The 14,150-nt window shown below is 50.6% G+C and carries 15 protein-coding genes; 2 read left to right on the top strand and 13 right to left on the bottom strand.

The genetic code is table 11. The features are described from left to right. The first annotated feature begins 4 nt into the window (after positions 1-4). Positions 5-985 carry an ATP-grasp domain-containing protein gene (locus AC07N4_RS26240; protein WP_096821033.1) on the top strand — a complete coding sequence of 327 codons (981 nt, stop codon included), beginning with the start codon at positions 5-7 and terminating at the stop codon, positions 983-985. A gap of 41 nt (positions 986-1,026) precedes the next feature. After that, the gene (locus AC07N4_RS26235) at positions 1,027-1,713 is read left to right on the top strand and encodes a metallophosphoesterase family protein (protein WP_493066381.1); all 687 of its coding nucleotides are present in this window, start codon (positions 1,027-1,029) and stop codon (positions 1,711-1,713) included. 131 nt (positions 1,714-1,844) lie between these two features. On the opposite strand, the gene AC07N4_RS26230 is transcribed toward AC07N4_RS26235, so the two are convergent. The 13 genes from AC07N4_RS26230 to AC07N4_RS26170 all read right to left on the bottom strand — a co-directional run bounded on the left by AC07N4_RS26230 (position 1,845) and on the right by AC07N4_RS26170 (position 14,096). Further along, complete coding sequence (locus AC07N4_RS26230) at positions 1,845-3,158, bottom strand: acyltransferase family protein (protein ID WP_493066380.1); 1,314 nt, start codon at positions 3,156-3,158, stop codon at positions 1,845-1,847. A gap of 183 nt (positions 3,159-3,341) precedes the next feature. After that, positions 3,342-4,193 (bottom strand): class I SAM-dependent methyltransferase, encoded by an 852-nt coding sequence (locus AC07N4_RS26225; protein WP_493066379.1) that lies wholly within the window; start codon positions 4,191-4,193, stop codon positions 3,342-3,344. A 107-nt stretch (positions 4,194-4,300) separates the two neighbouring features. Then, positions 4,301-5,221: a glycosyltransferase family 2 protein gene (locus AC07N4_RS26220; protein WP_102620474.1), complete on the bottom strand. Its 921-nt coding sequence runs from the start codon at positions 5,219-5,221 to the stop codon at positions 4,301-4,303. Positions 5,222-5,299: 78 nt separating this feature from the next. Continuing rightward, positions 5,300-6,634, bottom strand: coding sequence for a glycosyltransferase (locus AC07N4_RS26215; protein WP_146013085.1), 1,335 nt, complete (start codon positions 6,632-6,634; stop codon positions 5,300-5,302). After that, positions 6,631-7,887, bottom strand: coding sequence for a glycosyltransferase family protein (locus AC07N4_RS26210; protein WP_493066378.1), 1,257 nt, complete (start codon positions 7,885-7,887; stop codon positions 6,631-6,633). The genes AC07N4_RS26215 and AC07N4_RS26210 overlap by 4 nt, the downstream gene beginning before the upstream one ends. A 180-nt stretch (positions 7,888-8,067) precedes the next feature. Continuing rightward, positions 8,068-9,039 (bottom strand): UDP-glucose 4-epimerase family protein, encoded by a 972-nt coding sequence (locus AC07N4_RS26205; RefSeq protein ID WP_493066424.1) that lies wholly within the window; start codon positions 9,037-9,039, stop codon positions 8,068-8,070. Positions 9,040-9,044: 5 nt separating this feature from the next. After that, complete coding sequence (locus tag AC07N4_RS26200; protein WP_273538234.1) at positions 9,045-9,965, bottom strand: glycosyltransferase; 921 nt, start codon at positions 9,963-9,965, stop codon at positions 9,045-9,047. Positions 9,966-10,020: 55 nt separating this feature from the next. Then, complete coding sequence (gene rfbA / locus AC07N4_RS26195) at positions 10,021-10,911, bottom strand: glucose-1-phosphate thymidylyltransferase RfbA (protein WP_102620479.1); 891 nt, start codon at positions 10,909-10,911, stop codon at positions 10,021-10,023. Further along, complete coding sequence (gene rfbD / locus AC07N4_RS26190) at positions 10,908-11,801, bottom strand: dTDP-4-dehydrorhamnose reductase (RefSeq protein ID WP_114884651.1); 894 nt, start codon at positions 11,799-11,801, stop codon at positions 10,908-10,910. Before rfbD ends, rfbA begins: the two co-directional genes overlap by 4 nt. After that, a complete protein-coding gene (gene rfbB / locus AC07N4_RS26185; RefSeq protein ID WP_102620481.1) occupies positions 11,798-12,874 on the bottom strand; it encodes a dTDP-glucose 4,6-dehydratase in 1,077 nt (358 codons plus the stop codon). The genes rfbD and rfbB overlap by 4 nt, the downstream gene beginning before the upstream one ends. A 226-nt stretch (positions 12,875-13,100) precedes the next feature. Next, positions 13,101-13,340 (bottom strand): lipopolysaccharide assembly protein LapA domain-containing protein, encoded by a 240-nt coding sequence (locus AC07N4_RS26180; RefSeq protein WP_102620482.1) that lies wholly within the window; start codon positions 13,338-13,340, stop codon positions 13,101-13,103. Between the two features lie 27 nt (positions 13,341-13,367). After that, positions 13,368-13,664, bottom strand: a complete 297-nt coding sequence (ihfB, locus tag AC07N4_RS26175; protein ID WP_003189779.1) for an integration host factor subunit beta — start codon at positions 13,662-13,664, stop codon at positions 13,368-13,370. 153 nt (positions 13,665-13,817) lie between these two features. Next, the gene (locus AC07N4_RS26170) at positions 13,818-14,096 is read right to left on the bottom strand and encodes a hypothetical protein (RefSeq protein ID WP_102620483.1); all 279 of its coding nucleotides are present in this window, start codon (positions 14,094-14,096) and stop codon (positions 13,818-13,820) included. Positions 14,097-14,150: the final 54 nt, after the last annotated feature.

The following is a 14,150-nucleotide window of genomic DNA, read 5'->3' as shown; positions in this document are numbered from 1 at the left end:
GAACATGAATATTCTGATTACCGGTGCGGGCTCTGTAATGGGACAGAGCATTTACAAGGCCTTGGCATTTCACGACTTTGGCGAGCCTCTGAACATCCACTTCGCCAACAGTGAAGAGCTGGGTGCCGGGCGCTTTTTTTCCCTGCCCTCAGCACCTGTAGTCAAGACGCCTATCTTTCCTCTGGCGGCATCCCCTGAGTATCACAGCCACCTGCGAAACTATGTAAAAGAGCACGACATTCAAATTGTGTTCTCCGGCACACAGCACGAGCTGGCGGCGGTAGCCAACTATCGCGATGAAACACTGCGAGCCGCAACGCTCTCCTCAAGCATCACTGACATCTGCATGGACAAGGTCTCCACGTCAGCCGTGCTGGAGCGACATGGCATCAGAGTTCCAAAGACCAGCTCGCTGAGTGAGTACCTGGAGTCCGGCAACATCTCCGGCCCGATTGTAATCAAACCGAACCATAGCTCCTCTTCTCGCAGCATCTATAAGGTTTCCGGGCTCGCTGAAGCCAAGAAGCTGATCGCGGAAGAAAACATCAAAGTTGACTCCTTCCTGGTTCAAGAACTGTTGACAGGCAACGAGTACACTTGCGGTTGCTACGTTGACCGTTACACCAAAGAAATCAACCATATCATTTTCAAGAGAACACTGACGCCGGACGGCGCCACCTCCTATGGTGAAATCGTCCTGGATGAAAGCATTTCCTCTTATCTGAATAATATCGGCAAGGCACTGATTGAAGAAGGCTTGGACTTTGGCCACTTCAACGTTCAGTTGATCCAGACCGAAACCGGTCCCGTTTTGTTTGAAATCAATGGTCGTTTGAGTTCAACCGAGGCCTCCAAGGCATACTACGGCTACAACTCGTGCGCAGCCTTTGTATACAACATCGTCAAACAAGAACCTTTCAATGGCTGGAAGATTGCACAGTCTGGCCGATTCCTGCGTTACTACGAAGAGCTGTACTTCGAATAATGAGCAGCCTCCCCTTGCTGTTACCTTATCGTGGAGCGCCCGTGTACATCATTGCCGATGTACACGCCAACCTCCCCGCCCTGCAAGCGGTATTGGACTCAATACCGCCCTCGGCGGATATCGTTTGCGCTGGCGACCTCCTGGGCTACTACACCGAGCCGAACGAGGTTTGCCAGTTACTGCGAGAACGCAAAGTACATTGCATAAAAGGCAATCATGACAAATACGTACTGGGCGAGCTCAGCTATTCCGATAGCCGAGAATCGAAGTACAGAATACAGAGCACACGAGAATCGCTGACCGACGAGAACCTGAAGTGGCTTTCATCACTTCCGGACGCTCTGGAGCTGCGCTTTTCGACCGATGAAAAAAGCACGCCTGTCGATACAGCCATGTATGTAGCGCACGGAAGCCCACATAACGCTGAAGAGTACATCTATAAGGATACGGAGATAGGCTTTGCCTGGCCCGACGCAATGGACTACCTGGTGCTCGGACACACGCACCATCCAATGCAACGGCCAGCCGGAGCCGGAATCATCGTCAACCCGGGTTCTGTAGGCCAGGCCAGGGACAGAATTCCCGGAGCGTGTTACGCGTCTATCGATGCGCACTCAAGAACTGTAGAGTTCTTCAGAGCAAATTATGATATCGATGCCTATAAAAACAGACTTCGAGAAGCAGGCATTCAAGAAGCGATGATCGAAATCCTGTCAAGAACCGCGTAAACACTTAGCATCTCAGGATAGCTTGGCCGAGGAGGAAGTTCTTCCTTCCCGGCCAGGTTTCCCATACAAGTCGCGATCCTCTTCGACCACACACTGCCCCACGAGCAGAATGTCAAAGACGAGAAACCGGCTTACACGGGAGCCACTTCCATCCCCTCCTTGCTTACCCTCTTGTTATCTTTCCTCTTGTACATCCTGATAAATGGATATTCCACCAACAAGGAAACAAGATAAGAAAGAAAAACACAGATTGCTATCCGGATTATAGACAAGCCGTGTTCGGTAAATGTATCAGCCAACCACTTGAGCAAACCGCCACCGATGTACCTATTGGTGATCTCAAGAAACAATATATGAACCAGGTAAAGCGGGTACGACAACCTGGCAAGCAACACAATGGGTTTTACTTGTAGAGGCATCCAGTAAGCACCGAGCACAAAACAAGCACCTATCGCCCCCAAGAGTGTTGGCAGCCAAAGGGTGTCTCGCGTTATCAGGAACGGCTTCGCAAGAAACTCAGGCTTTCCATAGATATAAACAAGAAAAAGAAAACTCAGAATAATTGCCGCCGAAATCCACCACGCGGATTGCGATCTTACATCACGGGTAAACCTTAAGTAAGCCGCCGCTAGGACACCGACTGCCAGTTCATCATATCGAGAATGGAACTGAATAAAACTTGCGAAGTACCAACTGGAATCATCGGGTGCAAAACCTGATGTCATTGCGGCCCGTACTGCAATACCTGAAAGATAAGCAACCACCAGCACAACCAGCATCGGCCATGGCTTTTTACCCGAAAGGTAAGAAACCAGGACAATCACCAATGGGGCAATCAGGTAGAACATCTCCTCAATGACCAGACTCCACGAGCCGCCAGGGATGTAAGCCTCATTGATATTGAAATAGCCCGGAAAGAAGTAAGGCCCCGTTGTCTGCAGAAACAACATCCCCGAAAGCATGCTTTTTACAGCTATAAAATCGAACACCCCACCCGCTTTCAATACAAAACACAAAAGCATTATAAAATAATAAATTGGAAGTATTCGTAAAGCTCTCTTCTTGTAAAACTCCACAAAATCGAAACGACCCGATGTTGTTTTATCGAGAATAATTCCACCGATCAAAAAACCACTCAGTACAAAAAATATGTCTACGCCTATCCAACCGACAGGAAACAAATGGAAGTGGTAGAGAACTACAAGCGCAACCGCCAGCGCCCTTAAGCAATCGACGCCCGGATACGCACCCGCACCGGTCAAATAGCCCCAGTGCTCCTTGATATAACCCATTGCAGACAATCCTCTGGCTTGGCTAAATAGTTTCTGAATTGTACCGTCGTGCAGGGCGCCGGGTGAACAAAACCGTCCGCCTTCCGACAAGGCTCCGTCTCTGCTTGCCCTGTACGAAGGAGTGGTTGGGAGGGGACGCAGTAACACCGCCACGCCCCCTATCCTGAATCCAGACAAAAGGCGGCCACCTACCCACCGGCGAGATCCTCGGCGAGCGTTTCATTCGGTCTAATACAAACGGAATCAAAAAATCCCGGCATCTTGCTCACTAAAAACAGTAAGCATTCTGTCGGGACTTAGAGGTGCGAGACAGATGATCGTAGCGTCTTCGCTCGACTACCCCAGAGCATCAATCTTGCGACGAAGATCCTGAATGACGGCATCAAGCTCATAAACCAGGAAGTTGACTGGAGTCAGAACCCCGTCAACACTGAAAATACTTCCGTCTTTTCTCGTAGTCGTCACTACACGCTTCGCAGTAAGGAGTTCTGACTCATCCACCTCTCTAGCTTCAAGATAGGCGATCTGATTATTGATGTGCTGGAGCTGCTGCTCAACAAATGCAAACGGGTCATCCTTGGTCCCGACAGGACCTGTTTCAGGACGCACAGGACACGGCTTGACCGCTTCCAGGGAATAGGCGATCTGATCCACCACATTCATTTTCGAGGAGCGTGCCAAAAATTTCTCCTTGTCAGAAGAGTCCACATATTCTGGAAAGTAGAAATAGGATACTGACAAGGTCTTGAACTCAATACCGATTTCACTGTTCGCAGAGTATCTCAGCCCCCAATGCGGGCAACTGGGTGATGCATACTCGTGCTTCGCCATTGCATCTGTTTCCGAATCAGAGGAAAAGAACCGAAACGTATGCTCGTTGAAACAGATGTTGTTATTGTGAAATGGATTGGCCAGGTTAGCCGTGGTTGTAAAATAGGGAACAACGATCTTGAGTTGACCAGCCGGCTTCAAAACCCGATAGCACTCCTCCATGACATGAAGAAAGCCCTCGATCGTCAAATGTTCTAGAGTATGCGATGAAAAAATGAAATCAACACTGCTGTCCTCAAACGGGAGGCGTTCCTTATTGAGATCAAGCGTGATATCGGCATCGCTCATCGCAGAAAAATCAATGCCGATTGCCCCGGTGATTTTTTTCCTTCCACAGCCAATATCAAGAACTACCATAAATAAAACCTACTCATATTTGATATGACTCTAAGCGCTATACACGTAGATCACGATGCAAGCCACTTACCTTACACACCCGAATCACCGGGCGCCCCTGACAGCGTTCATTTCATCTTTCCAGTAACACCGGCTATTCCATCTCGCGTACCACGGAGCATCATCTTAACGCACGCCATTCGATCCGAAGAAAAAACACCAAAAAAAACCAGCGCCCTCAGGCATCGTGCAAGGTCGGCTATTTTCCAACGAAGCGGCATATAGGATCTTTGCTGAAGCAGAATGCTATTACGGAACATATAGTAATAACGGAAAGGTGAATGGTACGGAACGGTTCGCCAACGAAGAAACCAGAATCTGGCTCTGCGATCACCCAACGAATGCAGCATGATTGCGTCGTTTACGCCAAATAGCTTGAGTCCCATAGACTTCGCGCGCAAGCACCATTCAGTGTCGACGTGATCGATAAACAGGCTCGCATCCACGCCCCCGACCTTGGCGATTGCCGAAAGGGGAATCAGCGATCCGGAGGAAATTAGAAAGTCTGCCTCGACGACTCCGCTGTCAGGGGCGCAGTCTATTCGAGAAAAACCGAAATACCCGATACGTACAAAACTGGACAATTTGCCGCCGTCGAAGTCTTTGTAACCTGGCGCAACCGCTGCCAAGGGAACTCCAGATGACTCCAGCTCCCTCGCTGCCGAAAGCAGCTTCACAACCATATTCTTCTCGGGACAGCTATCCTGATCAAACAGTACGACGTAGGCTGCGTCGGAAGTCTTGGCATATTCAATACCAACGTTCTGTGCGTGACCGATACCCAGGTTTTCACCAAGACTGAGAACAACAGGTCTGTTTTCAATACTTAACTTGCTGACAAAAAGCTCCATCGAATCCGACGACCCATTGTCCACAATAACGATGCTATCGACCTGCGCGCTTAAAGACTCGATCAAATTCCTCAAATTGCCCAGATCTGGAAAGAAGGTAATGATCACTGCACATACAGATGGGACTTGATTTTTCATATAAAACTCGACTGCTCATGCCCATTTATATAGTTACGGAACGTCAAACTACGCGACCTCAATCCTGGAACTCCTCATTTAACGTAAACGTCTCCACACAGCCGCGAGAATCGATAGAATCCCGCCTGAAGCATAGCGACGTCGCAAACGAAAGAAAAAACCCGTTGATTGATTGGCACTCACGTAGTGCGACCGGACCAGTGATCGATCAGGCGCAACAGTCATTGTCCCAAGCCTTTCAAGCAAAGGATGTACTACAGAGTCCCAGCGGAAGCCTTTTGAATAGTTGCGAACGTTTTCCTGGTATCTTTTATGCTCGCTTTTATCAGTCATCAAGACCGTTATAGCCTGAACCCAGCCCTCAAGGTCTTCAAAGCCGACGGATATACCCGTCCCCTCGGGAATCAGAGAATCACCAAACACATCGCCTTGTGTTGCGATGATCGGCAAGTCACACCAGAGATAATCCAGCATCCGGGTTCGAAACGAGAAGCGCGTTTCAGGGTTATCAAAGTGAGAACTTATACCGGCATCTGCATCAAGCAGAAAATTATGGCGATCGTCATAGTCCACCCAGCCAAAATTAAAGTGGACAAATTTATCGATCAACCCGAGCTCGGTGGCCAGATCGACTGCGCAAGCACACATATCATGCTGAGCAATGCTGGCATTTGGATGCTTGACCCCAATGAACACGAGATGCACTCGTGCACCTTCCGAAACCAGGCGGTGGACGGCCTTGATAGGCGTCAATGGATCAAACCATTGATACAACCCACCTCCCCATACAAGAACAAAATCATCTGCAGGGATATTAAAGGTTGAGCGTATCGCTCGCCTGGTCAGCGCCGGCCGCTGCGACGACAATCCAAATGGCAGCAGCGATATCAGGTCGGAAACATCGGCGTGACTCGCCTGCGGCCAACGATCTGCGTTGACTCGTCCGGCCAACGTCAGTGCACCCAGCCAGAATTCTCGCTGTTTTTCACTGGCACAAAGGAAGTGATCTCCGTACACGAGTTGCTCAAGCAGCACATCGCATAAAAAATTGCTGGTCATTCCTCTTACATCAAGGCTTACACCCTCGGAGGCCTGATGATATTCAAGTGGAACCGGGCAATAAAGGTCTACCACAAGGCAACCTTTTGATTCCTTTAAAAAAGGATGTGATCTTAAAGCGTCACCTTGAACTATCAGAAAATCCGCATTTTCTGCTGTCGACTTGAAATCCGCGTCCGAGAACTTTTTTGTTTCGAACAATACGTCAACCAACGGCTGAACTTTCGGTGCATATAGCTTAACGTCAAAGCTTTGTGAGAGAACCTTTGCCATTTCCACACATCTGATTGCCGGCCCGGCCATTTTTAGCCCGACGACATCATTACAGACGATCAAAACAGTTTTTTTCCTCACATTATGCCCGCCTTCAGGAGATACAAACCGGCAGCAATCAGTGCAACAAAAGCAAAGGTTTTTATCACTTTTCGAACAGGAGCCCTGTTCAAGAGCGACTTCAACTTTCCTTTCAATACGAATCCATATATCGAAGTCGCTGTCGCGCCTTCCATTCTCTTGGCGACGCGTGACATGCCGCTCAGATGGAAATGTTTTACATAGTTGAATCTAATTCTGGAAGACATCAAGCGTTCAGAATTATGAGAAATTCTGTCGAGTGCCTCGCGCCAGGCTGGAATAATCGACTCATGCGAATGGTTCAATTCGACATATTTGAAGGATTCTTCCTTTATCGTTTCGCGTAATTGAGGATTATCAACGAGACGCTTGATAGCCTCCACCCAATCGGCAACATTGTTATCAACCAACAGACCGGAGCGCTCCGACACTACGCACTCGACATAGGGCGTCGTATTGCTATAGATCGCGGATATCCCGCAGCCACCGTACTCTCTGAACTTATTATTCGTCTTGGAAGCGTTGAACTGGCTTTCCATCAACGGCGCCAACCCGACACTCCAGTTTCGCCCCATTTTGAACTCAAGAAATTTTGAATAGTCCGAAAATCCGGGGAACCACTGCACATTATTCAAGCTGCGTAATTCATCAGAAACACCACCGATGAACTCAAAACGAATTTCCGGCCGCTCTTTCCCTAACTGCTCAACCACTTCCTGAAGCAGCGCAAACTCTTCTTCCTTATAGCCACCGGCGTACCCGACCACGGCGTCTCTTGCAGGTTTTACTGCAAGTTTTTTTGCAATCTTATGGATCAGCGAAGTGTCAAAAGGGACAGGTAACAACTCACACTTCACATCGGGAAATCTTCGATTGATAAATTCGGCAAATGTTTTGTTGTGCGTAATCACGAAACTGGCATTCTCAACAAAAGCGTCAAGCGACATGACGACTTCTGCCGATTTGTAATAGCGTGCCAACTCTCCCGAGCCGGTGATTTTCCAGAAATTGTCATCGAGATAATACGCATAGGGAATGCCATGCTCGCGCAAGTATGTCGGCAACCAGGCGTATCTTGGATCACAACTCCGGCAAAAGATGTTGACACCGCTGACGAGGGATGACCAGCCAACAGTGCTTAGCAGTCGGGTATCGCAACTACCTTCACCACTCACATCATTCAGCAGGCGCGATACAATCCTTGTGGTCGAAATATCACCTTCAATCCAGAAATTTATTTTGCTGAATGACATACATAATCCATAGTAGTAAAAATAGTCTAAACCGTTAATCCGAAGTATCCCGCCGCGCGCCGCGAGACTCAATCAAAGCTTCACATTCAAAACATTCCCGTCATCAATCGTGCGTTACATCTATAGAGCGCCATTCGCGCCTGCGGCACCGAAGAAAGAGAATTCAGAATCTTCAGGGTATCAGGCACGGTGCTTTACCAATGTTTCCTGATAGTGAATGGCCGTCTGACGCATGGCTCGATCTGAGTGTATCGGTGGAGTCCACCCCAGTAACTCATAGTTCTTGGAGATGTCAACCTGCAGAGAACCGCAGACCCGACTTGCAATCGCTTGTTTGCCCAGCAGCGTCGCCATAGAGAGTATCAGCCACTCTGGCAAGGCAATCAGCCGGGATCGCTTATCCAGAGCGTTCGCCAGGCTGTTCAATAACTGAGGCGTGGAGAGGTCCCGACCATCGCTAACCAGAAATGTCTGATTGGCTGCTGCAGGATGATTGATACACGTGACGATAAAATCCACCAGGTTGCCAAGCGCAACCAGACTTCGCTGGTTGCGTATGCCACCTAACGGCAGCGGAACCCCTCTGTCGAGCCAGCGCAACATGTTCAGAAAATTGGCTTTGACTCCAGGTCCATAGACCAGTGGAGGGCGAATGATCACAACCTCCATTGAAGTCTCGAGTGCCAGTTGCTTCAGTGCTTGCTCGGCCTCGTACTTGGAGACCCCATAAGGGTCTTGAGGAGCAGGCGCATCATCTGCGCTGAACGGTTTCCCCGGGAGCGTGCCTTCCCCATTGACCTTGATCGAACTGATGAAAATGAAGCGTCGCACTCCTGCTTCTGCTGCCTGTTTCGCCAGTCGCAAGGTTCCTTCCACATTGACCTTGCGAAACTCAGCGAGGGCGTCCTCGGCAAGTTCATTCATCACATGCACTCGCGCGGCCGTATGAACAACTACATCCACGCCATTCAAATCAGGCCGGTGACTCGGGTTATCCATGTCAAAAGACACAGTCGGGCATAATCCCTGCAATTGCGTAGCACGACGCGCGGCAGCGATAGGCGCGTATTTTTTATCGAGCAACAGGCGCATGATCAGCCGCTGCCCGACGAACCCGCTGGCACCGGACACAAAAATGCTCGGTTTTGGCATGATGCTCAAGACTTGTTCCCCAACAATGCGCTAGCCCAGCAGATAAAGAAGAAGAAGACCTTATCCCTTACCCGACGCCTGCATTGCCAGGCCCTGAAGGAAAGCTTGACCAGTTGCATCCCACGCAACTGCCCACCACTGACGACCGATGACGCGCGCTCCGGCTTCACCAACGTTGCAATGAGTTCAACCTGACTGAACCACCAGCCGTCATGGATGGTTTTATAGCGGGTAATCAATGGCCGAAGACCGGTATTGGCACCGACTTGATTACGCTCGTGCTGGCGATAATCCATAGATGCCCCTGGATCGATATACCAGCGATAGCCGTTGCTTCGTGCATAGGCATAGCAATACCAGTCGTGCAGGCTGACGCCTTGCAGTTGCTGCCAGTTCGCAAGCATTGAAGCCTTTAACGAGCCCGCCAGAGCGTTACTCATAACGTAAGTACAACCCGGCCCGGCAGCCTCGAACAAATAGTCCAGATCGACCTGTGGCTGCGCTTTGTCCAGAAGGACAGTCTTGCCATCAGGCCAGAATGCAGTGACGTTACTGGAGTACGCATCAACGCTTTGCTCTGCAATGCTTTGAGTTGCACGAAACAGCTTGTTCGAATGCCAGATGTCATCCTGATCCGAAAAAGCGATGAAGTCGAAGTGATCGAAGTCGACATCACGGATGAGTCTGAAGAAGTTACGCGATGCGCCGCCAAATCGTCCGGATTCAGGGAGGATCACCACACCGGGATGCTCAACGGCGTATGCTCGGCACAGCGCTTCCGTACCGTCTGAAGAGGGATCAATACTGATGTAAACAGTTACATTAACTGCTGATTGATTGAGGATTGAGGAAAGCTGCTCCTCAATCCACGGTGTTCCATTGTAGGCAGCCAGTAAAACTGCAACCTTCGGATGTTCTACTGGCATGCCGTTCCTGCTTGCACGGATTGAACGCTTTGTTTGAATGTCGAACTTTCCAGACTCAGAAAGAAGTCGAATCCAACAATTTTTTCAGGTATTGCCCGTAGCCTGTTTTCTTGAGGGCCTCTGCCTGCTCGCTCAACTGATCCGACGTAATCCAGCCATTGTTGTATGCAATTTCTTCAAGGCACGCCACCTTCAAACCCTGGCGGTGTTCGATGGTGTGCACGAAATGGCTCGCCTCAAGCAGCGAGTCGTGAGTACCGGTATCCAGCCATGCAAAGCCTCGACCGAGCATTTCGACATTGAGGGTTTGTTGCTCGAGATAGGCACGGTTAACGTCTGTAATTTCCAGCTCGCCTCGCTCGGACGGCTTGATGCCCTTGGCAATATCGACAACCTGGTTATCGTAGAAATAAAGACCGGTGACAGCGTAACTGGATTTAGGCTTGAGCGGTTTTTCTTCGATGCTCAATGCCCGACCAGTCGCATCGAACTCAACGACGCCGAAACGCTCAGGATCAGAAACGTGATAACCGAAGACCGTCGCGCCTTTTTCCTGAGTGCTGGCGGAACGCAAGTTATCGGAGAAGTGCTGACCGTAAAATATGTTGTCACCGAGGATCAAACAGCACGGATCCTTACCGATGAACTCCTCACCGATAATGAAGGCCTGAGCCAAACCATCAGGACTTGGTTGTTCGGCGTAGGTCAGCTGAATACCGTAGCGGCTGCCGTCACCGAGCAGCTTGCGAAAGTTTGGCAGATCTTCAGGGGTGGAAATGATCAGGATTTCTCGCATACCTGCGAGCATGAGCACGGACAACGGATAAAAAATCATCGGTTTGTCATAGATCGGCAACATTTGCTTGGAAACACCCAACGTCAACGGGTGCAAGCGTGTTCCCGAACCACCGGCCAGAATAATTCCCTTTCGATTTGTCTTGATCATTTATTAAAAACTTCCATCAGCATTCTGTTTACGCCGCTTTGCCATTCCGGCAGGCGAAGGGCAAAATTATTTCGCAGTTTCTGGGTGTTCAGGCGTGAATTCAAGGGACGACGGGCCGGAGTCGGGTAGGCCGCCGACTCGATCGGGTTTACTTCAGTCACCTTCAATTGCTCGCCAATCTTTCGCGCGAACTCTATGACATGGGAAGCATAGCCGTGCCAGGAAACTTCACCACCGGCAACCAGATGGTAGATGCCCGCCAAATCGGCACTTTGCTTCACTTTCAAAATGGCGTGGGCAGTGACATCGGCAATCAGGTCAGCACCGGTTGGCGCACCCACCTGATCGAAAATCACATTTAACGCCTCACGCTCCCTGGCCAGACGCAACATGGTTTTCGCGAAGTTGTTGCCTCTGACGGAATAGACCCAGCTCGTACGAAAGATCAAGTGCGAACAGCCGGAAGCAACAATTGCCTCTTCGCCAGCGCGCTTGCTGATTCCGTATTGATTAAGGGGCGCAACAGGGTCATCTTCCTTCCAGGGAACATCACCCTCACCACTGAACACATAATCAGTAGAGTAGTGAACCAGCAAGGCATTCAGAGCCAATGCTTCATCCGCCATGACGGCGACTGCCTGGGTATTGATCAGGGCAGCGAGTTCCTTTTCGGACTCTGCTTTATCGACAGCGTTGTAGGCGGCAGCGTTGACTATCACGTCCGGCTTCAGATGCCGGATCGTTGCGCGCAACGCCTCCGGATCCGACAGATCGCCCTGCAGGCCGTTGAGCAGGTGGCGATCCAGCGAGATGAGTTCACCTAGCGGCGCCAGGGAGCGCTGCAGCTCCCAACCCACCTGACCATTTTTTCCAAGAAGAAGGATTCTCATGCTTTATTGGAGCGATCGCTGTAGTTCTGATCAATCCACTGCTGATAGCTGCCGCTTTTCACATGCTCGACCCACTGCGCGTTGTTCAAATACCATTCCACCGTCTTGCGAATACCGGTCTCGAAGGTTTCTTCTGGCGCCCAGCCGAGTTCACGCTGAATCTTGCTCGCATCGATCGCATAACGCTGATCATGTCCCGGACGATCCTGAACATAAGTAATCAAGCTTGCGTGCGGGCGATGAGCTGAGTCCGGACGGAGCTCATCCAGCAGCGCGCAAAGGGTTTGAACCACTTCGATGTTCTGCTTTTCGTTGTGACCACCAATGTTGTACGTCTCACCGATGACACCCTCGGTGACGACTTTGTACAGCGCACGTGCATGATCTTCTACGTACAACCAGTCACGCACTTGATTGCCCTTGCCGTAAACCGGCAGTGGCTTGCCTTCCAGTGCATTGAGAATGATCAGCGGAATCAACTTCTCAGGGAAGTGGCACGGACCATAGTTGTTCGAGCAGTTGGTGACCAGTGTCGGCAGGCCGTAGGTACGGGCCCAGGCACGAACCAGGTGGTCGGAGCTGGCCTTGCTGGCAGAGTATGGCGAGCTTGGCTGATAAGGCGTGGTCTCGGTGAAGAGATCTTCAGGGCCTTCGAGGTCGCCGTACACTTCATCAGTGGAAATGTGATGAAAGCGAAACGCGGCTTTGCGGGTATCGTCCAGCGCAGACCAGTATTGGCGTGCAGCTTCCAGCAACGTGTAGGTGCCGATGATATTGGTCTGGATGAATTCGGACGGACCGGAAATCGAACGGTCAACATGGGATTCAGCAGCCAAATGCATGATTGCATCCGGTTGGTGTTCCCGAAGGACACGATCAATTTGATCACGATCGCAGATATCGACACGCTCAAAGGCATAACGTGAGTTTTGACTAACTTCACCCAACGACTCAAGGTTGCCAGCGTAAGTCAGCTTGTCAACGTTCACGACAGCGTCGTTAGTGTTGGAAATGATATGACGGATGACTGCCGAGCCGATAAACCCAGCGCCGCCGGTTACTAGAATTTTCACGCGAAACCATACCCTTGAGCTACGGACCGCGCCCACAACGAGCGCAGCCTAATCCATGAATGCGAAAGCCGTCATAACCCAGGCCTCCGTCAGAGTCAGTCTGAATCAATGTGGTAACGATGCCACTATCGAACAAGGGCTGCATTTTACAGCTTAATTAACGTTTTACTAATGGATATAGACAGGCAGCGCCGCAAATTCGATGGATGTCCCGCGCCTGTCGTTTTCAGACAAGGCGCTTGCGCACAGCGCGGGACGAGCGTCCCAGAAACCAGCCCAGAACAGGACCGACAAGCATCCCAAGGAGCAGCGCGAGAACCATCACCAGAGATACTGGAAGTTGCGGCCCCGCCCAGCCAAGGAACATCAGCGAGATGGACTGCTGATTCTCCAGCACAAACGCCAGGATCACCAACATCAGTAAAAGAATGAAAACGCCAAGAAGCATGCGTTTGAGGTTACGCATGGGCAACCCCCTGAAAGGTCGTGGCTGTCAAACCCCCTCCTCCTCTTCTTCGTTCACGCGATCACGCAACTCTTTGCCCGGCTTGAAATGCGGAACAAACTTGCCGTCAAGGCTGACAGACTGACCAGTCTTCGGATTGCGGCCGACCCGCGGCGCACGATAGTGCAAGGAAAAGCTGCCAAAACCACGGATCTCGATCCGATCACCAGTGGCCAGACATTGGGACATTTGTTCAAGCATGGTCTTGATGGCCAGCTCCACATCCTTGGATGAGAGCAGCCCTTGATGGGTGACAATTCGTTCGATCAACTCCGACTTCGTCATATTTTTCCCTTCTTTTTCAAGCAGCTAGATCAGCGCTTGAAAGGTTTTAGCATGCCCGGAAGATTTTGAACAGCCCAGGGATTGACATATCTTCTTCAGCGTCAAAACGCCCGTTTTCAGGGCGAAAAACCATACATCCACGCCAGCAGACACTCAGCGACACATCACCAGCATGGTCCGAGTCACGTAGCCTGCGGGATTGAAGCCAAAAGGGAATTCATCTTCATCTTTCGCTTCATCAGATCGGGTGAGCACCTTATAACCTGCCCCCTTGCACTCCTTCGCCGCACGCTTTTGACATTTTTCCCAGCCCGACCCCAACCCCGAACAGTCGATCTCTATACCGCTGACACCACGCACCGCGTGGGTTTTGGCACTTGTGGTGCAACCCGCCAAAACCAGCACAGCCACGAGGAGAATAAACTTGTTCATCCACTTCCTTATGCCAGGCAACAGCCCGACTACTACACACCTAAGACCAAGCTT

This window comes from Pseudomonas sp. GW821-FHT09E04 (assembly GCF_059416185.1).
Note: the sequence above shows the minus strand (reverse complement) of the source record. Positions and strands in the feature narration are given on the sequence as shown.

Excerpts from the sequence above, each read along its gene's own strand:
- AC07N4_RS26240 (WP_096821033.1), top strand. The coding sequence starts at position 5 with ATGAATATTCTGATTACCGGTGCGGGCTCTGTAATGGGACAGAGCATT.
- AC07N4_RS26205 (WP_493066424.1), bottom strand. The coding sequence starts at position 9,039 with ATGCCAAAACCGAGCATTTTTGTGTCCGGTGCCAGCGGGTTCGTCGGG.
- rfbA (WP_102620479.1), bottom strand. The coding sequence starts at position 10,911 with ATGATCAAGACAAATCGAAAGGGAATTATTCTGGCCGGTGGTTCGGGA.
- ihfB (WP_003189779.1), bottom strand. The coding sequence starts at position 13,664 with ATGACGAAGTCGGAGTTGATCGAACGAATTGTCACCCATCAAGGGCTG.
- AC07N4_RS26220 (WP_102620474.1), bottom strand. The coding sequence starts at position 5,221 with ATGAAAAATCAAGTCCCATCTGTATGTGCAGTGATCATTACCTTCTTT.
- AC07N4_RS26180 (WP_102620482.1), bottom strand. The coding sequence starts at position 13,340 with ATGCGTAACCTCAAACGCATGCTTCTTGGCGTTTTCATTCTTTTACTG.
- AC07N4_RS26225 (WP_493066379.1), bottom strand. The coding sequence starts at position 4,193 with ATGGTAGTTCTTGATATTGGCTGTGGAAGGAAAAAAATCACCGGGGCA.
- AC07N4_RS26170 (WP_102620483.1), bottom strand. The coding sequence starts at position 14,096 with ATGAACAAGTTTATTCTCCTCGTGGCTGTGCTGGTTTTGGCGGGTTGC.
- AC07N4_RS26200 (WP_273538234.1), bottom strand. The coding sequence starts at position 9,965 with ATGCCAGTAGAACATCCGAAGGTTGCAGTTTTACTGGCTGCCTACAAT.
- AC07N4_RS26210 (WP_493066378.1), bottom strand. The coding sequence starts at position 7,887 with ATGTCATTCAGCAAAATAAATTTCTGGATTGAAGGTGATATTTCGACC.
- rfbD (WP_114884651.1), bottom strand. The coding sequence starts at position 11,801 with ATGAGAATCCTTCTTCTTGGAAAAAATGGTCAGGTGGGTTGGGAGCTG.